The following is a 22,015-nucleotide window of genomic DNA, read 5'->3' as shown; positions in this document are numbered from 1 at the left end:
GGAGGCGCGCGGCGGGCCTCAAACCCGCTTGATCGTGCACCCGAAGGCCTTCGTCTCGGCGGCGGGCACGGGCTTGCCCGCGAGGATCGCCTCGAGGGCGTTGCGCAGGTCCGGAGACTTCACGCCCTTCGGATCGTCCTGCGACTCGTCGATGCGGCCGTGGTACAGGAGGTCGCCCTTCGGCGAGATCACGAACACCTCGGGGGTCTTCTGCGCGCCGTAAGCGTCGGCGACCTTGTTTCCTTCGTCCTTCACGACGGGGAACGTGAACCCGTGCTCCTTCGCGTGCGCGGCGACCTCGGGCGCGAGTTCGGCCTTGTTGGAGTTGATCCCGACGACGGCGATCCCCTTCGCGGCGTATTCCTTCGCGAGCGCGGCCATGCGGTCGTTGTAGGCGTTCGAGACGGGGCACTTCGTCGCGACGAAGATCACGGCGACGGCCTTGTTCTTCGCAAGGAGGTCCTTCAGCGCGACCATCTTTCCGTCCGATGCGGACGGGAGCGTGAAGTCGGGCGCGGCGGCGCCGATCTTCAGGTCGGCCGCCGGGGCGGAAGCGGAGAGAAAGAGCACGGAGGAGACGACCAGCAGCTTTTTCACGAACGGACCTCCACGAGCTTGACGAAGGCCTCTTCCGAGGCGGCGGCGAGACGCGACACGGGCAGATCGATCGCGGGATCGCCGTTGACGGTCACGATGAGACGCCCCGGAACGACGCGGCCGAGGAGCGAGACGGCGACCCCGTGCCGGCGCGCGGCGTCCACGAGGTTGCGCTCGCGCCCGGGCGGAAACGAGACGAGCGCGCGCCCGGCCGACTCCGCGAAAAGCGTACGCGTCGGGGAAAGCGGGGAGCCGACGTTCACGGCGGCGCCGAAACCGGCCGCCGACGCCTCGGCCAGGGCGACCGCGAGGCCGCCGGACGAAAGGTCGTGCGCCGAGGAGATCATGCCGTCGACGGCGATCTCGACGAGGAGGTTCACGACGGCTCGAACCGACGCGAGGTCGAGCGACGGGCACGGGCCCTCGTCGCGCCCGAGGACCGTCGCGAGGTATTCGCTCGCGCCCATCTCGTCCCGCGTCGTGCCGAGGAGGGCGACGAGGTCGCCTTCGCGCGCGAAGCGCGAGCCGACGGCCGTCGAGACGTCCGCGAGGAGGCCGACCATCCCGACCGTCGGCGTCGGAAGGATCGAGACGCCGTCCGTCTCGTTGTAAAGCGACACGTTGCCGGAGACGACCGGCGTCTCGAACGCGCGGCACGCCTTCGCGAGGCCGCGGATGGAAGCGACGAACTGGCCGAGGATCTCGGGCCGCTCGGGGTTGCCGAAGTTCAGGCAGTCCGTGACGGCGAGCGGGCGCGCCCCGACGCACGCGAGGTTCAGGGCCGCCTCGGCGACCGCGTGGGCGGCGCCGGTCTCGGGGTCCGCCGCGACGTATCGCGGGGCGACGTCCGTCGTCGCCGCGATACCCTTCGTCGTCCCGGGCACGCGCAGGACCGCCGCGTCGCCGCCGGGTCCCGCGACCGTGCTCGTCCTGACGCTCACGTCGTACTGCTCCCAGATCCACCGCTTGCCGCAGAGGTTCGGCGACGCGAGGAGCGCGAGGAGCGCGGCCTCGGGAGCAGGCGCGCCGTCGAGAGCGACCGGCGTCGACGCGGGCAGCGGCTTCGGCAGCGTGTACGGGCGCTGGTAGACCGGCGCCTCCTCGACGAGCGGCCCGATCGCGAGGTCCGCGGCGACCTCGCCGTTCCACAGGAGCGTCATCTTCCGCTCGGCCTGCACGACGCCGATCGTCTCGACGTCCACGCCCCACTTGCGGAACACGGCGGCGACCTCGGCTTCGCGCCCCTTGCGCACGACGAGGACCATCCGCTCCTGCGACTCGGACAGCATGAGTTCGTAGGGCGTCATCCCCGTCTCGCGCATCGGGACCTTCGAGAGGTCGAGGCGCATCCCGACGCCGCCGCGCGAGCACATCTCGAACGTCGAGGACGTGAGGCCCGCGGCGCCCATGTCCTGGATCGCGACGACCGCGTCGCCCTCGAGGACCTCGAGGACGGCTTCGAGGACGAGCTTCTCGACGAACGGGTCGCCCACCTGCACGGTCGGCCGGCGTTGGGCCTTCTCGTCGTCGAAGACGTCGGAGGCCATCGAGGCCCCGTGGATCCCGTCGCGGCCCGTCTTCGAGCCCGCGTAGAGCACGGGATTGCCGGGACCGGAAGCCTTCGCGCGGAAGATGCGGTCCTGCCGCACGAGGCCGACCGCCATCGCGTTGACGAGAATGTTCTTGTTGTAGGCCGGGTGGAAGAACGTCATCCCGCCGACGGTCGGAACGCCGATGCAGTTTCCGTAGCCGCCGATCCCGCGCACCACGCCGTCCACGAGGTCGCGCATGCGCGGCGCCTTCGGGTCCCCGAAGAAGAGCGGATCGAGGATCGCCACGGGCCGCGCGCCCATCGTGAAGACGTCGCGAAGGATGCCGCCCACACCGGTCGCCGCACCCTGGTGGGGCTCGATGAACGACGGGTGGTTGTGCGACTCCATCTTGAAGACGACCGCGAGACCGTCGCCGATGTCGACGGCGCCCGCGTTCTCGCCCGGGCCCTGGAGGACGCGCGGCCCCGTCGTCGGGAACTCCTTGAGGAAGGGCCGCGACGACTTGTACGAGCAGTGCTCGCTCCAGAGCGCCGAATAGATCCCGAGCTCGAGGAGGCTGGGCTCCCGGCCGAGGATCGCCTTGATCCGCTCGAACTCGTCCGGCGAGAGGCCGTGCTCCGCCACGACGGCGGGGGTGAGTGGCGCGGCCGCGTTCCCCATCGAGGCCGTAGTTTAACGGCTCGGCATCTTCGGCGGGCCGGGGTCCGGTCCCCGCGGCTTCCAGCCCCGGAGCGGGCGCACGACGACCTCCGCCTTGAGGAGCGCGGCGCGCACGGCGCGGCCGATGTCGCGGGCTCCGGGAGTGTCGCCGTGGAGGCAGAGCGTGTCGACCGTGAGGTCGTGGAAGCTCCCGTCGGTGGTCTTCACGCGGTGCTCGCGGACGATCGAAAGCGCCTGCGCCACCGCCGCCTTCGGGTCCGTCACGAGGGCGCCCGGCTCGCTCCGGGGGACCAGGCTGCCGTCGGGCCTGTAGGCGCGGTCGGCGAAGCCCTCGACCGCGACGACCATCTCGAGGGCGGCGCCCTCCTCGAGCAGCTTCGAGCGCGGCGACGTGATGAGAACGAGGCGGGGCGAGATCAGGTATGCGGCCTGGGCTACCGAGCGCGCGACCTCCGCCCGGCTCGCGGCCTCGTGATAGAGCGCGCCGTGCGGCTTGACGCCCACGAGCTCGCCCTCCTCCTGCCGCACGATGTTCCGGAGCGTCTCGATCTGGCTGGAGATGGAGAGTTCGAGCTCCTCGGGAGAGACGTCGACCGGGGCGCGGCCGAAGCCCGCGGAATCCTGGTAGGACGGGTGGGCGTTGATCGCGACGAACCGGCGCAGGGCGAGGCGCGTGGCTTTCCGCATCGAGCGCTCGTCGCCCGCGTGTCCACCGCAGGCAATGTTCACGCTCGCGACGTATTCCATGAGCGGCTCGTCGTCGAAGCCCTCCCCACCGTCGAAGTTCAGGTCGACGGCGAAACGCGGCTTCTTGCGATAGTCGACGGCGTGCAGGGTCATCGAGCGCTCCCGGCCCGGTCGCTCGCCTCGCGTTCGGCGAGGAGTCTCCGGGCTTCGTCGACCGGGATTCTCTCAAAGCGCACGATCCGGCCCGGCGCGGTCCGGGCGAGGACGCCGAGATCGGCCGACGCCACCGTCGCGATCTTCGGGTAGCCGCCCGTCGTGGGCCGCTCGGCGAGGAGGACGATCGGCTGCCCTTCCGCGGTGATCTGGACGGCCCCGGGGGCCGTTCCCTCCGAGGGGAGCGCCGACGTCTCGACGAAGCCGAGCGACTCGCCGCGCAGCCGGATTCCCATCCGGTTCGACTCCGGGAGGACGCGCCATGCGGCCGCCCAGAACGCGGCGCGCGCTTCGGGGTCGAACAGGTCCTCCTGCGGACCCGGCATCGCCCGAAGGGTCACGTCGCCCGCGGGCGGCCGCGGGACGTTCGCGCGGCCCGGAAGCGGCGCCCCGAACGGCTCGCCGATCGACAGGACGTCGCCCTTCTGCAGGCGCCGGCCCTGAAACCCGCCGAAGCGCGCCGAGACGCACGTCGAGCGGCTGCCGAGGACCTGCGGAACGTCGATCCCCCCGGCCACGGCGACGATCGCGCGCACGGCGCCGGGTCCGGCGGCGAGCGCGAGCGTCTTTCCGTCCTCGACGCGGATTACCTCGCCGGGCGCGGGGCCGAACGCGCCGCCGACGACGGCGAGGAGGGCGTCTCCGATCGCCTTGAAGACCGGGCCCTGGAGCGTGACTTCGAGAGCCGCGGCGCCCGGCGGGTTTCCCACGAGCCGGTTCGCGAGACGGAGAGCCTCCTCGTCGAGCGCGCCCGAGGCGGGCACGCCCCACGCGCCCCAGCCCGCGCGCCCGAGGTCCTGCACGGTCGTGAGCGCCCCCGGCTCGATGACGAAGAGGCCGCGCGTCACGCCGTGAACCTCACGGTGTCGCCCGGGGAGAACAGGAAGGGCGGGTCGCCGCGGAGGTCGAAGAGGCGCCGCGCCGTCGTCCCGACGAGGTTCCAGCCGCCCGGCGTCGCGCCCGGGTAGATCCCGACGTATGGGCCGGCGAGCGCGACGCTCCCCGCGGGCACGGCGGCGCGCGGGCTGGGCCGGCGCGGAAGGTGGAACGCGAGCGGCAGCCCGTAGAGGTACGCGAAGCCCGGCGTGAATCCGAGAAAGCCCACCGTGTACGTGAGGCCCGTGAACGCGCGGAGGAACCCCTCCGGCGTGAGGGCGCAGCGCGAGGCGATCTCGTCGAGGTCGGCGCCGTCCGGCGTGAACCGGATCTCGTGCGCCCGCGGCGCGGGGCCGGGGGGCGCCGCGGGCGGATCGGCCTCCAGCGCCGCGAGCGGCGACGCGTCGAACCCCGGCCCTCCGAGGACGAGGCACGTGCGCGCCGACGGCACGGCGTCGAGAAATCCGGGCGCGGCCGCGGCACGCACGGCCGCCGCCGCGGCGCGCGCCTTCGCGTTCGCCTCGCTCTCGTCGCCGGCCCACTCGAGGAGCCAGGCTCTCTCGCCCGCCTGTTTCAAGCCGCCCTCTTGCGGACAAGATAGACCGGGATGCCGAGAAGGACGAGGCCGACACCGGGCCACGTGGTCCACGGGCTCTGGGCGGCGAGAACGGCGACGACGCAGCCGGCCGCCGCGAGGAAGAGACCCGTCGTGACCGGGTGCCCCCAGGCGCGGTAGGGCCGGGACGCGTCGGGTCTCCGTCGGCGCAGCACGGGCACGGCTGCGACGAGAAGGACGAGGACGACGAACTCGACGGAGACGACGTAACGCAGGAGTTCCGAGTACGTGCCCGAGAGGACGAGGCAGACGGCCCATGCGGCCTGCAGCCCGAGTGCGGCGCCCGGCACGCCCGCCCCGTTCAGGCGCGCGGCAAACGCGGGCAGAAATCCGTCGTTCGCGAGAACCCAGACGACGCGCGCGCCGGAGAGGACAAGCCCGTTCGCGCAGCCGAACGTCGAGACGAGGATCGCCGCCGCCATCGCGGCGCCGCCCGCGCCCGGCAGCAGGCGCTCGGCGGCGGCCGTGCCCACGCGCCCGTCGGGTGCGTGCGCGACGCCCTCGACGCCGAGGACGTTCAGGTAGCCGACGTTCGCGAGGACGTAGAGGGACGCGACGAGCGCACAGCCGACGAGGAGCGCGAAGGGGAAGGTCCGCCCCGGCTCCTTCACCTCGCCGCCCGGGAACGTCACGTTCGTCCACGCCGACTGGGAGAACGCCGGGCCGACGAGCGCGAGGACGAACGCGGAGATGAGAAGAGGAGACCCGGAGGAAGAGAGATTCTGAGAATGAGAAAGGGGTGCGGCCGGCGCCGCGGCCATGAGGCAGCCGAGCGTCAAGAGGGCGAGGGACGCGAGCTTCACGACGGTCAGGGTGTTCTGCACCCGCGTCCCCGTCTTCAGTCCCTGCGCGTTCGTAGCGGTCAGCACGACGACGACGAGCACGGCCGCGGCCTTCGCGGTCCAGCCCGTGACGGACGGCGCGAGGACGCCGAGGAACTTCGAGAATGCGACGGCGACGGCGGCGATCGTGCCCGTCTGGACGACGAGGACCATCGTCCAGCCGTAGAGGAACCCCGCCATCGGGCCGTAGGCCTCGCGGAAGAAGGCGTACGGGCCGCCCGCCTCCGGGAACATCGTGGCGAGCTCGGCGCACGCGAGCGCCGCGAGAAGCGTGAGCGCGCCCGCGGCGGTCCAGACGAGGAGGAGGCGGCCGCCCGTCCCGACGAGCCGCGCGGACTCGGCCGAGACGATGAAAATGCCCGAGCCGATCATCGACCCGACGACGAGCATGGTCGCGTCGAACCGGCCGATGAGGCGGCGGGGAGCGCCGGGCTGGGTCATGGGATCTCGGGGCACGTTACCTCACGGCGCGCCGGATCGCTTCGAGCGCCCGCGCTCCTTCGCGTCGCGCGTGAGCAGCTTCCAGCGCTCCCTCTCGGCGCGCGCAAGGCCCTCGTCCTGCCGGCGGGCGAGCCATGCATCCTCCTTCCGGAGCTTTCTCCAGGACTCGAGGCGTCCCGCGGCGAGCGCCCCGGCCTCCGCCGCCGCGCGCACCGCGCAGCCCGGCTCGAACTCGTGGGCGCAGTCGCGATAGCGGCAGCGCTCCGCGAGCGCCGCGACGTCCGGGAAGCCCGCGTCTCCCCCACCGTCCCAGAGCGCGAGCTCGCGCATTCCCGGCGTGTCGACGAGCAGGGCGCCCGACGGCAGGAGGAGGAGGTCCCTCCGCGTCGTCGTGTGCCGGCCCCGGCCGTCCGAGTCGCGGATGGCCTGCACGGCCTGTGGTTCGGCGCCGAGCAGCCGGTTCACGAGGGTGGACTTCCCGACACCGGACATCCCGACGAGGGCGAGGGTCCGGCCCGGTGCGAGGTGCGCCGCGAGCGCCTCGAGGCCCGCGCCGGTCACGGCGCTCACGGCGACGACGGCTGCGCCCGGCGTTGCGGCCTCGGCTTGCGCGACACGCAACGCGACGTCTGCGCACGTGTCCGCCTTCGTGAGGACGACGAGCGGCTGCACCTCGCTTTCCCAGGCGAGAGCGACGTAGCGCTCGAGCCTTCGCGGGTTGAAGTCCGCGTCGAGACCCATCGCGACGAGGAGCGTGTCCACGTTCGCGGCCAGGACCTGCGGCCGGACGGCGCCGCCGGCCGCCTTGCGGACGACGCGGTTGCGCCGCGGGACGACCGCTTCGACGACCGCGGGGCCGCGGCCGGAATCTGCACGGCCTGCCGGGGCCTCGGGACGAAGAGCCACCCAGTCCCCGACCGCAGGGAGGTCGAGGCGCGAGACCGCGCGGTGCCGGAGCCGCCCCGAGGGCTCGGCGGCGCGCTCGCCTCCCTCCGTGACGACGAGGAGGCTCTCCCTCTCCTCGCGAAGGACGCGGGCGGCGACGAGGCCCTGAGACGCGAACGGGGCGAAGCGTGATGCGAAATGTGAATCGAATCCGAAACGCTCGAGGAGCGCCATTGAAGATCTCCTTTGAAGGGGTGCGGGAGGAAAGGCACACGCGTGACGGAGCCGCCGAAGCGGTGGGGGCGAGAACTCAGCGGCGCCGCTCGCGGCGCCGGGTTCTCAGAGCGGGGTCACAAGATCGTGTGTCAGAGGCCTTCGGAGAGAACTCTACACGATCTTCCCGGAATACCGGCGCCCTGCGGGCTGTTCCCGTTCCGTGGCCCGCGCTGACCTGCGCCTTCCCGCGAACGTGCCCGGCGACCTCTACGTCGACTCGACGTGCATCGACTGCGCGACGTGCCGGCAGATGCAGCCCGCCGTTTTCTCGCAGGGCGACGGCCACTCGTTCGTCGTCGCGCAGCCGCAAACGCCCGAGCAGGAAGCGCGCGCGCTGCAGGCGCTCGTCGCCTGCCCGACGGGATCGATCGGGACGCGAGGACGGGCGGACGGCACGCGCACCGCGTCGAAGTCGTTCCCCGAGCCCGTCGGGGACGGCGTCTATTTCTGCGGCTACACGTCGGAGAAGTCGTTCGGCGCGTGGAGCTGGCTCATCCGGCGCGACGCGGGCAACGTCCTCGTGGACTCGCCGCGGGCGGCCGCGCCGCTGCTCACGCGAATGGAAGAGCTCGGCGGCGTCGCGACGATGTTCCTGACGCACCGCGACGACGTGGCGGACCACGCGGCGATCCACGCGCGCCTCGGCGCGGAGCGCGTCATCCACGCGAAGGACGCCGCGGCGCTCGGGGAACCGCCCGAGCGGACGCTCGACGGGACGGAGCCCGTCGCCCTCTCGGACGACCTCCTGGCGATTCCGACGCCCGGCCACACGCGCGGCCACGCGGTGCTGCTGTGGAGAGACGTCCTCTTCACGGGCGACCACCTCGCATGGTCGACGCGGCGCGGGCACCTCGTGGCGTTCCGCGACGCGAACTGGTACTCGTGGCCGGAGACGATCCGCTCGATGGAGAAGCTCCTCGCCTTCGACTTCACGCGCGTTCTGCCCGGCCACGGTGCCCCGTACCGCGCGGACTCCCCCGCCACGATGCGCAAGGAGCTCGAGAAGTGCGTCGCGTGGATGAAGACGCGCTGAGGCGCGCCTAGCGTTCCTGCATCGCGAGGCGCGTCGTCGCGAAGGACTTGAAGAGGCGCGCGCCGTCCGTGCCGCCGAGAAGGGGATCGGCCGCGCGCTCGGGATGCGGCATGAGGCCCACGACGTTGCCTTCGACGTTGCAGATTCCCGCGACGTCGTCGAGGGAGCCGTTCGGATTCGCGGCTCCACCCTGGGTCCCGTCCGGACTCACGTACCGGAAGACGATCTGGTCGCGCGTCTTCATCTCCGCGAAGACCGAGGGGTCCGCCGTCCAGTTCCCGTCGCCGTGCGCGATCGGCATCCGGAGGACGTCACCCCTGTTGATCGCGAGCGTGAACGGCGTGCGCTTGGACTCGACGCGCAGCCAGACGTCCTTGCACACGAACCGGAGGCCCGCGTTACGAAGCATCGCGCCCGGCAGGAGGCCAGCCTCGCAGAGGATCTGAAACCCGTTGCAGATGCCGAGGACCGCCCCGCCCTTCGCGGCGAACGCCGCGACGGACTCCATCACGGGCGAGAAGCGCGCCATCGCGCCGCTCCTCAGGTAGTCGCCGTACGAGAAGCCCCCGGGCAGGATCACGAGGTCCGGGTCGCCGAGCGCGCGCTCGTCGTAGCGCACCATCTTGACGTCGGCATCCAGGATCGTCCGCGCCGCGATCGCGGCGTCCTCGTCGCAGTTGCTCCCCGGGAAGACGACGACGGCGACGCGCGGCGCCGGGTTTCCGGACGCCGACGGCGCGCTCACCGGCTTCCTCCGGCGGCCGCGGCCGTTTCGAGGGCAACCTCGAAGTCCTCGATGACGGGGTTCGCGAGGAGCTTGGCCGCCATCTGCGTCCCGACCTCGACGGCGTGGCGCGGATCGGCCGTGTCGACCTCGATGCGGAAGAGTTTGCCGGCCCTCACGTCGGAAACGGAGGTGTATCCGAGCCGGTGGAGGGCGTCGGCGATCGCCTTGCCCTGCGGGTCGAGGACTCCGCTCTTGAGCATCACCTTCACGAGAACCGTCATGCCGCCTCCTGTGAGACCGTCTTCCATTCCGTCGGGACGTCGTGCCGCGCGACCGCGAGAATGGCCCCCGAGCCGATCTCGCCCAGAGCCTCTTTGAACACGCGCTCGGCGAGAGGATAGGTGTTGTTGTGCCGCGAGACGTGGAGCGCCGTCACGCTCCGCGTGCGCGGCCCGACGAGCGCCCGCAGCGCCTCGGCCGCGGCCTCGTTCGAAAGGTGCCCCACGTCCGAGAGAATGCGGCGCTTCAGGACCGCCGGATAGGGCCCCTCGCGCAGGAGGTCCTCGTCGTGGTTCGCCTCGAGACCCAGCGCGTCGCAGTCCCGGAGAGCTTCGAGCACCGGGCGGGACAGGTGGCCGAGATCCGTCGCGATCCCGACGCGGCGGCCGGCGCCGTCCGCGAAGACGTAGCAGACGGACTCGACTCCGTCGTGCGGCGTCGACGTGACGCGCACGAAGAGATCGCCGACCACGAGGTCGCGCCCGCCACGCACGGTCCGAACGTCCGAGAAGAGCGGCCCGGGAAATCCCGCGGCGTCCGCGGTGCCGGCGGTCGCGTAGACGGGCAGGCCCGCCTTCTTCGAGAGCGCGAGGGCTCCGTGCACGTGGTCCGAGTGCTCGTGCGTGAGAAACACCGCCGACACGTCCTCGAGGGCGACGCCGCAGAGCGCGAGGCGTCTCTTCGTCTCGCGCGCGGAGAGCCCGGCGTCGACGAGGACGGTCGTTCCCCCGCACCGCACGACGGCGCAGTTGCCCGAGGACCCCGACCCGAGAAAGGCGATGGAAAGGACGGAAGGGACGGCCGGCACGCTCACGAGCCCGTGCTCCCGAACCCGCCCGCGCCGCGGGCGCTGCCGTCGAGGCCGCCGGCGCGCGTGAAGACCGCGCGCGCGACGGGCGCGACGACGAGCTGCGCGATCCGGTCGCCGCGCGCGATCGTCACGGGCTCGGCGCCGAGGTTCACGACGATGACCCCGACCTCGCCACGGTAGTCCGCGTCGATCGTCCCGACGCCGTTCGCAAGCGCGAGGCCTTTCTTGAGAGCCAGCCCTGAACGCGCGCGGACCTGCGCCTCGAACCCACGCGGGATCTCGAGCGTGAGCCCCGTGGGGACGAGAGCGCGCCCGCCGGGTGGGACGACGATCGGCGCGGAGACCGCGGCTCTGAGGTCCGCCCCCGCGGCGTCCGCGGAGGCGTACTCGGGCGGCGCGAGGTCCTTGAACTCCTCGCCGACCGTGAATCTGACCTGAACCTCCTCGCCCGGCCTCACGCGGCGGCCTCCCCGGCGAACTCGTCCGCGAGGGCGCGCGCGAAGCGTTCGGCGCCGGCGGCCCGCGCATCGGGCAGCGGGCCCGACACGCCGAGGCCCATGCGGCCCGCGTCGCCCCAGAGCAGGGCCGCCGCCTCGGCGACGTCCTCGGCCGTCACCTTCGCGACGTCCGCGAGGTACTCCTCGGTCTCGTAGGGGCGGCCGCGCGAGAGCCACGCGCGCGCGGCCGTGTCCCGGCGCGAGGCCGTGGACTCCTGCGAGAGCGCGGCCTCCGCCGCGAACTGGTTCTTGGCGCGGGCGAGCTCCGTCCGGCTCACGCCGTCGCGGAGCAGCCGGCCGAGGACGCGCCCTGTCGTCCGGACGAGACGGCCGAGGTTCTTCGGCTGCGTCGCGGCCGTGATGACCGCGAGGCCGGCCGCGCGGTGCAGCGAAACGTGCGCGCCGACGTGGTACGCGAGCCCGCGGGCCTCCCGGACGTCCCGCCACAGGCGCGACGAGACGCCTCCGCCGAGGATCTCCGCGGCGATCCAAGCCGCCGGCACGCGCGGGTCACCCCAGGAGAGGCGGGCCGCAGACCCGACGAGAAGGTGCGCCTGCCCGAGGTCCGCGCGCGGAATCGCCACGGCGCAGCGCGCGGCTCGTGGCGCGCTCCCCGGCAGGGCCGCGAATTGCGCGCGGGCGCGGCGCGAGCGGCCCCTCTCGAGGAGCCCGACGAGGCGGTCGGGGTCGAGGGCCCCGGCCGCGACGATGAGCGTTCGCTCCGGCCGGAAGATCGCCCGGAACCGGCCGGCGAGCGTCGCGCGCGTCAGGGCCGACACGCTCTCTTTCGTCCCGAAGATCGGCGCGCCGAGATCATGCCTGGGCCAGAGCGCCCGTACGAACGTGTCGTGGAGGAGGTCGTCCGGCACGTCGTGCGCCTCGGCGATCTCCTCGAGGATCACGGCGCGCTCGACGTCGACGTCCGCGGCCGTGAACGCGGGAGCGGCCGTGAGGTCGAGAAGGAGGTCGACGGCCTCGGCCGCGCGCGCCGCCGGGACGCGCGCGTGGAAGGCGACGCATTCCTTCGTCGTGTACGCGTCGCAGTCCCCGCCGAGCCGGTCTGTGATCCGCGCGATCGCCGCGCCGGACCGCCGCCGGGTCCTCTTGAAGAGGAGGTGCTCGAGGAAGTGCGTCGAGCCGCGTTCGCCCTGCGCCTCGTCCGCCGAGCCGGCCGCCACGAAGATCCCGAGGGCCAGGCTCTTCACGTCGCGCATGGGGTCCAGCCACACCGCCGTCCCGTCCGTGAGCCTCGCGACCTGCACACCCGATTCTAGTCGGCGGAGCTTGTCCCCGACCGGCCGCCGCCCGACAATCGCGGGCGGGGGGTTCCGGACTTGAATCTCGGCCGGCGTGTCTTCACGAACGCCCTTCTCCTCGCCGTCTCGCTCGCCGCGGTTCTCGCGGCGGCCGAGGCGGGGCTGCGGGCGTTCTTTCCGCAGCCGCTCCTCGAGACCATCCGCGCCGCGGACGCGGGGGGCCCCCTCACGCGGCGCGACGCGGAGCTCGGCTGGACGCTGAAGCCCGACGTCGCGTGGCCCGTGGGCTCGGCCCCGTGGGAGAACGGCCTCTCGACGAACGAGGCGGGCTTTCGCGACGCGCCTCACGCGGAGGCGAAGGCGCCGGGGGCGTACCGGATTGCGGTGCTCGGCGACTCGTTCGTGTTCGGGAGCGGCGTCGCGCAGGACGCGATCCTCACGCGGCGGCTAGCCGCGCACCTCGGGCCCGGCTTCGAGGTCGTGAATTTCGGCGTCCCGGGCTACGGGACGGACCAGGAGCTGCTCACCCTCCGCCGCTGGGGCCGGAAGTTCTCCCCCGACCTCGTTCTCGTCGGGTTCTTCTGGAACGACCTCATGGAGAACGTGAGCGACCGGATCTACGGCCTGCCGAAGCCGCGGTTCACGCTCGAGGGCGGGCGCCTCGTCCCGCACCCTCCCGCCGGCTTCTCGGCGCCGTCGACGTTTGCTCGTCTCGACGCGTCCCTCGGGGGACGGTCGCACCTGTGGTCGCTCCTCCGGAACGGGCTCTCGTCGGCCGGCCGGGCCGTGGGCGGCGCCCCCGAGCAGAGACCCGTGTCGATCGACTTCTCGCTGAAGAGCCCGCCCGCGTCGCGCGAGGCAGAGTTCGCGCTCGCGTTCGCGCTTCTCGGGGCCGTCCGCGACGAGGCCGCGTCGCTCGGCGCGCCGCTCGGCGTCTTCTCCGTGCCGCCGCGCTTCCTCGTCGAGTCCGCGGTCGGAGCCCGTCTCCTGAAGGTCTACGGCCTGAGCGAAGACGCGTTCGAGGAAGACGGCTTCCGGCGCGTCCGCGAGGCGTGCGAGGCGCGCGGGATCCCGTTCGTCGACCTCATGCCCGGCTTCCGGCGCGAAGCCGCCGAAGGCGCCCGGCTGTTCCTGCCGGCCGGAATCCACTGGAGCGCGGCCGGGCACGACGCCGCGGCGCGACAGCTCGCCCCCGCCGTGCGCGCCGGACTCGTGCCCGTCAGCGCCCGATCCCAGGCCCCGGGGGCCCCGCCGGCGGCTGCGGGGCCTGGTTCATCAACGTCTGCTCCGTGAACCGCCATTCGTTGTAAACGTCCCGGCCGTTGAAGAGGCGGAACGACTTCTTCTTCGACAGCGAGTACACGCCGACGACGGGCCCCGTCGCCGTCGACGGGGGCGCTCCGAAACCGGGCGTCGGAACGGGCGTCGGGACCGGAGTCGGAGACTCGCCGCCGCGTCCCCGCGGCGGCGTGGCTCCGGAAAGAGGTCCGCCGGTCGTCAGCGACACGAGCCCCCAGTTGAGGGAATTCGTGATTGGGTCCTTCCAGAGCTTGCGGAGCGTGCGCGGGCGCGTCTCGAACATCTCCTTGAGGGTATTCGGGTAGCGCCCGTATCGGCGGCGGAAGCCGCGGATCCCCTCGGCGTACTGGAAGCCCCGGAAGATGAGCTCGTCTTCCTTGTCGCGCTGGGCCTCGGTCGAGGCAAGCGGCAGCACCGCGGCGATGAGAATCGCCATGATCGTCATGCCCATGATCAGGGCCACCAACGTATAGCCGCGGGATCCCCTCACCGCTCCCCCATCACCACGTGTTGTAGGCCGTCTTGTCGATCCGCGAGATCTCCTTCGAACCGCTCTTGACGTCGACGATCCCCGGCTGCTGATCGGGGGACGCGGTCTCCGACGAGTCCGGCTCCTCCATCACGACCTGCCACGTGTCGGCCGACCGCGTGAACGGGTCGACCGGGATCTTGCGGATGTATTTCTCGGTGACGAGCGTCTGCAGCGTGTCCGGGTAGTGGCCCTTGTCCGCGTAGAACTGGTCGAGGCACGTCCGGAACGTGAAGAGGTCCTCGCGCAGCGTGGCTTCCTTGGCGCGGATGGGCGCCTGCTGCAGCTGCGGAACGGCGATCGCCACGAGGATCCCGAGGATCGCCATGACGACGAGCAGCTCGACGAGCGTGAAGCCCTTCGGGTGTCTCATGCTCACCAGTCCTTGTACTTCGTCTTGTCGAGCCCGGTGAACGGCGAGAGCGAGTACACGTCGTACACGTTCTGCCTCCCCCACGAGCGCGAGTCGGGATCGTCCTGATAGCTCCTCAGTCCCCATTCGGCCTTTCCCGTCATCGGGTCGACCGGGAGCTTCCTCAGGAAGCGCTTCTTCTTCTTGACCTGGCCCACCAGCTCGACGCCCTCGACGAGCTTGTCGAGCGTCTTCGGATAGCCCTCGGTGTCGAGCTCGACGGGGATCAGGCCCTGGTCTGACATCCGCTTGAAGTCGTCGATCGCGGTCCGGATGTTCCGGAGCGCCGCGCGGAGCTCCATCTCCTTCTGGCGCACGACGCCGAACCGCGTCACCGGCACGATCATCGCCGTGAGGATCAGGATGCACGCGCACACGATCACGAGCTCGACGAGCGAGTACCCGCGGCCCCTGCGAGGCGCCAGGATCATGGAACGGCCTTCACCGTGAACGAGGCGGGCTCGACGACCGGAGGCGCCGCGGGTCCGCGGGACGTCGCAGCCGCACCCGCGGTCACGCGGACGAGGGTCGTCCCGGGTGCGGTCCCCTTGACCGCGAGCTTCGCGAGGACGCCGTCGGGCAGGCCGCCCTGACCGGCGCGCGCGAAGTGCAGGTGCGCGCGGCCGGCCGTGCGGTCGGCGTCGAACCGGATCGACGCGGCATCCTCGGCGTTCCGCCACGCTCCCGGCGCGATGCCCGTGACCTCGGCGACCGACGGGTCCCATTCGACCGTGAGCTCGAGCGCCGAGAGCGGCGCGAGGCCCGAGAGGCCCGTCAGGTTCACGACGGCAACCTCGCCGGGCGCGACTTGCTCGGACGTGGCCTCTAGGGAGAGCACGGCTCCGGTGGGCGCGTCGGAGGCAGCCGCGGCCGCAGCGCTCACGGCCGCGTTCGAGGCCTCGGCGGCCGTCGCGGCCGTGGCGTTGGTCTTCGACCCTCCAGGGCCGGGAGCCGGAGCCGGCGTGGGCGCCGCAGCCGGCCGTTTGAACGGGTCGTTCGGCATCCCGCCCTGCGGGACGTTCGGCGCCATGGAGGCGGGCCCCCCGACGGGCCGCGGCGCCACGCGGGGAGTCTCCAGGGCGGGCGCGTCGAACGGCGAGCCCGCCGCGTTCGGGGACTCGAGGCGCGTGTTGAGGCCCGAGAAGGAGACGTTGTTCTCCGTCCCGACCCAGATCGGGATCAGGTCCTCGTCGGTGATCTGCGGCGACCGGATGATGTGCGGCGTCAACGTCAGGAAGACGTCCGTCCGCTTCGTGTCGGTGCTCACGGCCGAGAACAGGGTGCCGATGAGCGGCAGGTCGCCGAGGAACGGGATCGAGTTCCGTGTCTTGGCGACGTCCTTGCGGATGAGGCCTGCGAGGAAGTTCGTCTCGCCGTCCTTGAGCCGGATCGAGGACGTGATCGTGCGCGTCCCGATGATGGGCTGTTTGGTCCCGTCGGCTGCCGTCTGGTAGCCGTTGATCTGCGAAACTTCGATCGTGAGCTTGAGCGAGACCTCCTTGTTGTGGTGGACGCGGGGCTCCATGTCGATCTTGATGCCGACGTCCTGGTACTGGAACGACGTGATCGGGATGACGCCCGTCCCGCCGACGGCCTGCTGCGTGTTGATCGTCGTGACGGGAATCGGGACGCGGTCGCCGATGACGAGCTGGGCCTTCTCGCCCTCCGCGATGCGCAGCTGCGGCTTGGCGAGCAGCTCGGCGTCCGTGTTGTCCTTGATGAAGCTGAACGTAATGGCCGGGACCGAGAACATGAAGTCGTTGATCCCGAGCGCCTTGATCGCGTTCCACGGGAGGGACGTCGCGGGCGTCGTCGCGCCGCTGCCCGCGCCGGGCACGACCGTTGCCGTAACCGTGCGGGTGTACCGCGCGCCGAGGTCGATGAGCTGTTGCGTGTTGATCTGGAGGAGCTCGACGTCGACGACGACCTCCGACTTCGCCTTGTCGTTCACCTCGATGAGGCGCTCGGCGACCGAGACCTTGTCGGCCGTGTCGCGGATGACGACGGCGTTCAGCTGCGGGATCACCGCGAGGCGCCTCAGGTCGAGGATCGACCGGACCATCTGCGAAACGTCCTTCACGTCGCCGTTCGACAGGAAGAACGTCCGGATGACGAGATCCTCGTATTCCTTGCGGTTCTGCTGCGTGTCCTGCGCGATGAGGATCGTGCGCTCGTCGATGACCTTGTAGAAGTGGCCCGCCTGCCGGAGCGTCGTCTCGAGCGCCTTCTGGAAGGTCATTCCGCGCAGGTCGAGCGAGAACCGGTCGTCCTTGAGCTGCGGGTCGTAGATGACGTTGATGCCGGCGGCGGCGCCGAGAGCCGCGTAGATCTTCTTGATGTTCGTGTCGGGCGGGAACGTGACGTCGATGGGCTTCGTCGACGACGGCACGAGCATCGGCGGGGCGCCGCGTGCGCCGCGCGTCCGGGCCTTCGCCTTCTCGACGGGGGTGCCCCCGGCGTTCTCCCGGGCCCTCGTCTCGATGTCCGCCTTCGTCTTCTTGAGCTCCGCCTGCGCCGCGTCGCTCGTCCCGTCGAGCGCGACCGACTGCTCGAGCTCGGCGAGGGCCATGTCGAGCTGGCCCGAATTGCGGTGAATGCGTCCGCGTTCGTAGTGGATCTGGGCGGCCTTCATCTTCGCCCGGTAGAGGCCGACCCGGAGCTCCGTCAGCGTCGGCTCGAGCGCGACGGCCTCCTCCCAGGCGAGGACGGCGAGATCCCAGTGCTCGCGCGCCTCCTCCCGCCGGGCTTGCTGCAGGGCGCGCGAGCCGGCACAGCCGGAAACGGTGATCGCGATCGCGAACGTGACGAGCGCCGCAAGCGCGCGGAAGCGCGTGCGGCGGCGGGGGTCGCGGTCGGGAGGTGTCGTCGTCATGCGAAGTCCTTCGGCGTGCCCGTCATGGCAGCGGAATGGGGATCCTGCGGGTGATCTCGGGCGGAAGGCCCGGGAAGGAGATGTCGACGGATTCGCGGTTGATCTTCTGGATCCGGAACCGCCCGTCGACCACGTCGCCCTCGCGGGCGTTGATGATGCGTCCCCCCTCCTCGAGCGCGACGATCGGGTTCTCGCGCGGCCCGAACTTCCCCAGCACCTTGTACGGAATGGCCGGGGGAACGATCGGGGTCGGGGTGGGTGTCGGCGGAATGGGCATCGGCCCCACGTAGAGCGGCGAGCCCGGCGCGATGGGCGTCGGGCGCGGTGTCGGGACCGGCGTCGGCGTCGGCGTCGGCTTGTCGTAGAAGCGGAAGACGTTGCGGTCCACCTCGCCGGCGCGGGCGCCGCGCGGCGGGATCTGCGCGAGGTCCGGCACGGCCGACGCGTCGGCCGGCCCGCGCACGAGGCGCGCGCGCTCGGAGCCGGGGATTCCGGCGGGAGCTTCGTCCGGCTTCGTCGGCCACCACGTCAGGGCCGCTGCTCCCGCCGCGACGGCCAGGAGAACGAGGAGGAGCCGGGTGTTCGTCTTCGGCGGGGCCGCGGGCGCGCTCATTCGGGCACCCCCGCGTTCGGCACGGCCTTGACGGGCGCAGCGGGCGCCGTGGGCACGCGCCCGGCAGCCGCCCGGGCCGCACGCCGGGGCGAGGCGCCGTCCGGCCGGAAGTAGTGGGCGACCATGAGGCCCAGCCGCAGGACGTCGGGCTCGCGGTCGTCCGTCGAGACGGCGACGTTCTCGAGAAGCAGGAAACGCGGATTGTTCTCGAACGAATAGAGGAGCTTCTTCACGTCGGCGTAGCGCCCCTGAACGGAGAAGGTCAGGGCGAGGCGTGCGGCGCCCGCGGAGTCGCTCAACGCGTACGAAATCTGGCCCGGTACGAGTCCCGCCTTCTGCGTGAGGGCGTAGACGTCCTCGATGAGCGCCGCGAGGCGCTCCTTGCGCGTCCCGAGGACGTCCTTGTTGAACGTCTCGAGCTCCTTCTGGATGTTTTTCAGGCGCTGCTCGGTCGCCTTCACCTTCGCCGCGGCGACCGCAGCCTCGTCGCGCCTCGTGGCGAGCTCGGCGCGCGTCGCCTCCAGGGCCTGCACACGCGCGTCGTAGAACCCGTGGTACGTCACGAGGACCGCGACCCCGGCGACGAGGACGAGCGCGAGGCCCGCGATCAGCGGCGCGCGGGCCCGCCACGCGGACGCGCGGAACCCGCGGCGCGTCACGCGGTCGAGCCCGGAGCGCAGGACGGTGAGCGCGCGGCCCCCCGCGGCGGAACCGGCGAAGGCCGGGGGCGCGCTCATCGCGCGGCTCCTTCCGCCGGCCCTGCAGCCGGAGCGACGCGACCCTCGACGTCGCGGTAGAGGACGGTCATCGTCAGGCGGCGGCCCTCCGGCACGCTCTTCTCGCCCCGGTCCTCGCTCGAAGGCGCCGGCCGCTCGAACCACGGCGACGCGTCGAAGGCGCGAATCGTCCTGGGCAGTCCGTTCGGGTCGCGCGAGATCAGGGTGAGGCCGACGGTCATCGATTCGCCCGAGACGCCGCGGACCCCTCCGGCGGTCCCGGGCGTCGCCGCGGCCTTCTGGAGCGAGATGACGGCGATGCGCACGTCGGCGGGAAGCGTCCGCTCGAGACGGGTCAGGAATCGCGTCCACGAGAAGGCGCGGCGGAGAGCGATTGCGTTCGCCTCGTCCACGTCGGCGGCGAGCGTGGCGACGTCCACGCGGGCGAGCGAGGCCTCGGCGCGCGCGCGCTCGTCCTCGAGACGCGTGATCTCGGTCTTCAGCTGCGTGATCGCCTCGCGCGTACGCCGCGAATCGTCGAGGTAGCGGAACACGGTCCTCACGGCCACGAACGAGACGCCCAGGACGAGCACCGCGAGGATCCCCGCCGTCAGGTTCGCGGGGCGCGTGTCGACGAACGGGCGGCGGGCGAGGTTGAAGCGGCCGGCCACGTCAGCGGTCCCCCGCGAGGGCGCCGAGGCCCATGAGGATCGCCGGGTCGGCGGCGGACGCGGCCGGCGCCACGCTCGCGCCCGGGACGAGAGCGGAAAGCGCCAGCGGCGCCGGAGCGTCGAAGCCCCGCGTTCTCCGGAACGCCGCGAGCGCCTCGACGACGGCCGCGCCCTCGGGCCCGGCCGCGCAGGGCGCGGCGAGATCGTCCCCGCCGTCGCCCGCGCGCAGGTACGCCGCCGAGAGGCGAATCTCGTGGAGGGCTCCCTCCGCGTCGCCGAAAACGGGGCGGGTGCGCGCGAAGCGCAGCGCGCCGTCCGCGAAGAAGACGGCCGTCGCCGTGTCGCCGTCCGCCCACACGAGGAACGAATCGCCGGCGGGCGCGGGCTTCGCGAGCGCGGAGACGGCGAACGCGCCGGTCTCGAGCGCGCCGATCCGGATTCCGGCCTTCTCGAACGGCGCCTCCCACGAGGCCGCCGCCGATTCGGGCGCCGCGAGGGCGAGGATGCGGGTCCCCTTGACGCCGGGGCCGGCCGGATGCCACGAGAGGCGCAGCTGCGGAGCCGGCTCGCCGAACGCGCGGCCGAACTTCCACGCGATCATCTCGTCCGTCTCGCGGTGGTTGCGGTCGGCGTCCTCGACGTCCACCGCGAGCAGCTTCACGAACCCGTCCGGCACGACGAGCGACGCGGCCTGGATCTTCACGGCGACCTCCGCGAGGAGGCGCTGGAGAGCGCCCGCCACGGCCGGCCCGGCGACGGGGACGTCGCCCGGCCCCGGCGTGAAGGCGTCCTCCGGCAGCGCGCGCGCCACGACGCGCAGCGCCGGAGCGGCGCCGAGCACCGCCTTCTTCGCCGGGTCCTGAGGGCCCACGTAGACGAGCCGGTCCCGCCCGAGCACGAAGGCGTGCGGCGGGCGCGGCGAGCGCCAGAACGACCGCGAGAAGGGGTTCTTGTCACTCAACGAACGTCACCTTGTTGATCTCGCGGAGCGTCGTCTCCCCCGCGAGGACCTTCTTGATCGCGCTCTCGCGCAGGAACGTCATGCCCTCGGCCTGCGCGGCCTTCTTGATTTCGGCGGCGGGGCGCTTGTCGAGGATGAGGCTGCGGATCTCGTCCGACAGGTCGAGCAGCTCCGTGATCGCCATCCGGCCGAAGAACCCCGTCCCGTTGCACTCGATACAGCCGCGCCCCTCGTAGAGCGTGACGCCCTTCAGCCGCTCGGGCGTGAGGGCCGACTCCTCGAGCAGCTGCGGGGTCGGGACGAACGGCTGGCGGCAGTGCGGGCAGATCTTGCGGACGAGGCGCTGCGCCAGGATGCAGTTGAGGGCCGAGACGAAGTTGTAGAGCTCGACCTTCATGTTCAGGAAGCGCCCGAGGACGTCGACGACGTTGTTCGCGTGGACGGTCGTGAAGACGAGGTGGCCCGTGAGCGCGGCCTGGACCGCGATCTGCGCCGTCTCCTCGTCGCGGATCTCGCCGACCATCACCTTGTCCGGGTCGTGGCGGAGAATCGAGCGCAGGCCGCGCGCGAACGTGAGCCCCTTCTTCTCGTTCACGGGGATCTGCGTGATCCCGCGGAGCTGGTACTCGACGGGGTCCTCGATCGTGATGATCTTGTCCTCGACCGTCTGGATCTCCGACAGGCACGCGTAAAGCGTGGTCGTCTTGCCCGAGCCCGTCGGCCCCGTCACGAGGACCATGCCGTACGGCTCCCGGATGAACTTGCGGAGGCGGCGCATCGTCTCGGGGTCCATCCCGAGGACGTCGAGGCGCAGGTTCTTGAACTCCGCGTTCGCGGACTCCTTGTCGAGGATGCGGATGACCGCGTCCTCGCCGTGCACCGTCGGCATGATCGAGACGCGGAAGTCGATCGTCCGGCCCTTGACGCGCACCTTGAAGCGGCCGTCCTGCGGGATGCGCTTCTCGGCGATGTCGAGCTCGGACATGACCTTGATGCGGCTGATGATCGTCTGGTGGTGCTTCTTGTCGATCGGCTCCATCGCCGGGTAGAGGACGCCGTCGATGCGGTACTTGATGACGACGACGTGCTCCTGCGTCTCGATGTGGATGTCCGACGCGCGGCGCTGGATCGCGTTGAACAGGACCGAGTCGACGAGCTTGATGATCGGGCTCGCGTCGGCCGTGATCCGGTCGATCGAGAGGACCTCCTGGCCCTCCTCGTCCTCGCGGACCACCTGCATCCGGAACTCCTCGGTGGCCTCCTCGAGGACGCGCTGCGTCGACTCGGACTTCTGGAGGATGTCCTGGAGCGCGGCGCGCGACCCGACCTTGACCTTCAGGCGCGCCTTGAGCAGCGCCTCCAGCTCGTCGCGCTTCACGACGTCGGACGGGTCCGCCATCACGACGGACAGCGTTCCGTTCTCGCGGTGCTCGGGCACGAACTCGAACCGGAGCATCCACTCGAGGGGGATGGAGCGGAAAATCTCCGCGTCGATGCGGAACGTCCAGAGGTCGACGTACGGGAGGCCGAGACGCTCGGCGAGCTGCCGGGCGCGGGTCTCCTCGGAGGCCGCGTCGAGGAAGCGCGGGATCGCGGCGTCGACGGAGTCGTTGCGGGCCGTGCTCATGGTCAGGCCTTGATGTTGGAGAGGATCGTGAACATCGGGAGGTAGATCGACAGGAGCAGCGTCGCG

At 71.7% G+C, this 22,015-nt stretch carries 23 protein-coding genes; 2 read left to right on the top strand and 21 right to left on the bottom strand.

Going from position 1 to position 22,015, the window contains the following annotated elements:
* Positions 1–18: 18 nt before the first annotated feature.
* Genes IPL89_13510 through rsgA form a run of 7 tightly spaced genes read right to left on the bottom strand, consistent with a single transcriptional unit; the run spans position 19 to position 7,604 of the window.
* Entirely contained in the window at positions 19–597 is a 579-nt protein-coding gene (locus IPL89_13510; GenBank protein MBK9064193.1) for a thioredoxin family protein, read from the bottom strand.
* Positions 594–2,810, bottom strand: coding sequence for a phosphoribosylformylglycinamidine synthase subunit PurL (gene purL / locus IPL89_13505; protein MBK9064192.1), 2,217 nt, complete (start codon positions 2,808–2,810; stop codon positions 594–596). The genes IPL89_13510 and purL overlap by 4 nt, the downstream gene beginning before the upstream one ends.
* A gap of 12 nt (positions 2,811–2,822) precedes the next feature.
* Positions 2,823–3,650 carry a LamB/YcsF family protein gene (locus IPL89_13500; protein ID MBK9064191.1) on the bottom strand — a complete coding sequence of 276 codons (828 nt, stop codon included), beginning with the start codon at positions 3,648–3,650 and terminating at the stop codon, positions 2,823–2,825.
* Positions 3,647–4,558: a biotin-dependent carboxyltransferase gene (locus IPL89_13495; GenBank protein ID MBK9064190.1), complete on the bottom strand. Its 912-nt coding sequence runs from the start codon at positions 4,556–4,558 to the stop codon at positions 3,647–3,649. The genes IPL89_13500 and IPL89_13495 overlap by 4 nt, the downstream gene beginning before the upstream one ends.
* Positions 4,555–5,163 (bottom strand): carboxyltransferase domain-containing protein, encoded by a 609-nt coding sequence (locus IPL89_13490; protein ID MBK9064189.1) that lies wholly within the window; start codon positions 5,161–5,163, stop codon positions 4,555–4,557. Before IPL89_13490 ends, IPL89_13495 begins: the two co-directional genes overlap by 4 nt.
* Positions 5,160–6,485, bottom strand: coding sequence for an amino acid permease (locus IPL89_13485; protein MBK9064188.1), 1,326 nt, complete (start codon positions 6,483–6,485; stop codon positions 5,160–5,162). The genes IPL89_13490 and IPL89_13485 overlap by 4 nt, the downstream gene beginning before the upstream one ends.
* Before the next feature lie 21 nt (positions 6,486–6,506).
* On the bottom strand, positions 6,507–7,604 hold the full coding sequence (gene rsgA / locus IPL89_13480) for a ribosome small subunit-dependent GTPase A (GenBank protein ID MBK9064187.1): 1,098 nt from the start codon (positions 7,602–7,604) through the stop codon (positions 6,507–6,509).
* A gap of 202 nt (positions 7,605–7,806) precedes the next feature.
* Between rsgA and IPL89_13475 the strand changes: the two genes are divergently transcribed.
* A complete protein-coding gene (locus IPL89_13475; protein ID MBK9064186.1) occupies positions 7,807–8,679 on the top strand; it encodes an MBL fold metallo-hydrolase in 873 nt (290 codons plus the stop codon).
* A gap of 7 nt (positions 8,680–8,686) precedes the next feature.
* On the opposite strand, the gene purQ is transcribed toward IPL89_13475, so the two are convergent.
* Genes purQ through IPL89_13450 form a run of 5 tightly spaced genes read right to left on the bottom strand, consistent with a single transcriptional unit; the run spans position 8,687 to position 12,255 of the window.
* A complete protein-coding gene (purQ, locus tag IPL89_13470; GenBank protein ID MBK9064185.1) occupies positions 8,687–9,424 on the bottom strand; it encodes a phosphoribosylformylglycinamidine synthase subunit PurQ in 738 nt (245 codons plus the stop codon).
* A complete protein-coding gene (purS, locus tag IPL89_13465) occupies positions 9,421–9,687 on the bottom strand; it encodes a phosphoribosylformylglycinamidine synthase subunit PurS (GenBank protein ID MBK9064184.1) in 267 nt (88 codons plus the stop codon). Before purS ends, purQ begins: the two co-directional genes overlap by 4 nt.
* On the bottom strand, positions 9,684–10,493 hold the full coding sequence (locus tag IPL89_13460; protein MBK9064183.1) for an MBL fold metallo-hydrolase: 810 nt from the start codon (positions 10,491–10,493) through the stop codon (positions 9,684–9,686). The genes purS and IPL89_13460 overlap by 4 nt, the downstream gene beginning before the upstream one ends.
* A 2-nt stretch (positions 10,494–10,495) precedes the next feature.
* Positions 10,496–10,954: a dUTP diphosphatase gene (dut, locus tag IPL89_13455; protein ID MBK9064182.1), complete on the bottom strand. Its 459-nt coding sequence runs from the start codon at positions 10,952–10,954 to the stop codon at positions 10,496–10,498.
* Positions 10,951–12,255 (bottom strand): insulinase family protein, encoded by a 1,305-nt coding sequence (locus IPL89_13450; GenBank protein ID MBK9064181.1) that lies wholly within the window; start codon positions 12,253–12,255, stop codon positions 10,951–10,953. Before IPL89_13450 ends, dut begins: the two co-directional genes overlap by 4 nt.
* A gap of 72 nt (positions 12,256–12,327) precedes the next feature.
* Here IPL89_13450 and IPL89_13445 point away from each other — a divergent pair, with 72 nt between their 5' ends.
* On the top strand, positions 12,328–13,542 hold the full coding sequence (locus IPL89_13445; GenBank protein MBK9064180.1) for an SGNH/GDSL hydrolase family protein: 1,215 nt from the start codon (positions 12,328–12,330) through the stop codon (positions 13,540–13,542).
* Here IPL89_13445 and IPL89_13440 read toward each other — a convergent pair.
* From IPL89_13440 to IPL89_13400, 9 genes are read right to left on the bottom strand one after another with little or no spacing between them, the layout of a single operon-like run.
* The gene (locus IPL89_13440; protein ID MBK9064179.1) at positions 13,469–14,011 is read right to left on the bottom strand and encodes a hypothetical protein; all 543 of its coding nucleotides are present in this window, start codon (positions 14,009–14,011) and stop codon (positions 13,469–13,471) included. The two genes, IPL89_13445 and IPL89_13440, sit on opposite strands and share 74 nt — an antisense overlap.
* A 37-nt stretch (positions 14,012–14,048) precedes the next feature.
* Entirely contained in the window at positions 14,049–14,450 is a 402-nt protein-coding gene (locus IPL89_13435) for a prepilin-type N-terminal cleavage/methylation domain-containing protein (GenBank protein ID MBK9064178.1), read from the bottom strand.
* Positions 14,451–14,452: 2 nt separating this feature from the next.
* Positions 14,453–14,920, bottom strand: a complete 468-nt coding sequence (locus IPL89_13430) for a type II secretion system protein (protein ID MBK9064177.1) — start codon at positions 14,918–14,920, stop codon at positions 14,453–14,455.
* The gene (locus IPL89_13425; protein MBK9064176.1) at positions 14,917–17,361 is read right to left on the bottom strand and encodes a hypothetical protein; all 2,445 of its coding nucleotides are present in this window, start codon (positions 17,359–17,361) and stop codon (positions 14,917–14,919) included. The genes IPL89_13430 and IPL89_13425 overlap by 4 nt, the downstream gene beginning before the upstream one ends.
* Positions 17,362–17,383: 22 nt before the next feature.
* Positions 17,384–17,974 carry a hypothetical protein gene (locus tag IPL89_13420; protein ID MBK9064175.1) on the bottom strand — a complete coding sequence of 197 codons (591 nt, stop codon included), beginning with the start codon at positions 17,972–17,974 and terminating at the stop codon, positions 17,384–17,386.
* Positions 17,971–18,711, bottom strand: coding sequence for a type 4a pilus biogenesis protein PilO (pilO, locus tag IPL89_13415; GenBank protein MBK9064174.1), 741 nt, complete (start codon positions 18,709–18,711; stop codon positions 17,971–17,973). Before pilO ends, IPL89_13420 begins: the two co-directional genes overlap by 4 nt.
* Positions 18,708–19,361 carry a hypothetical protein gene (locus IPL89_13410; protein MBK9064173.1) on the bottom strand — a complete coding sequence of 218 codons (654 nt, stop codon included), beginning with the start codon at positions 19,359–19,361 and terminating at the stop codon, positions 18,708–18,710. Before IPL89_13410 ends, pilO begins: the two co-directional genes overlap by 4 nt.
* A gap of 1 nt (position 19,362) precedes the next feature.
* Positions 19,363–20,322, bottom strand: coding sequence for a hypothetical protein (locus IPL89_13405; GenBank protein ID MBK9064172.1), 960 nt, complete (start codon positions 20,320–20,322; stop codon positions 19,363–19,365).
* Positions 20,315–21,949 (bottom strand): type II/IV secretion system protein, encoded by a 1,635-nt coding sequence (locus IPL89_13400; protein MBK9064171.1) that lies wholly within the window; start codon positions 21,947–21,949, stop codon positions 20,315–20,317. The genes IPL89_13405 and IPL89_13400 overlap by 8 nt, the downstream gene beginning before the upstream one ends.
* Between the last annotated feature and the right edge of the window lie 66 nt (positions 21,950–22,015).

It is taken from the genome of Acidobacteriota bacterium, from assembly GCA_016716715.1.
Taxonomy (GTDB): Bacteria; Acidobacteriota; Thermoanaerobaculia; order UBA5066; family UBA5066; genus Fen-183.
Note: the sequence above shows the minus strand (reverse complement) of the source record. Positions and strands in the feature narration are given on the sequence as shown.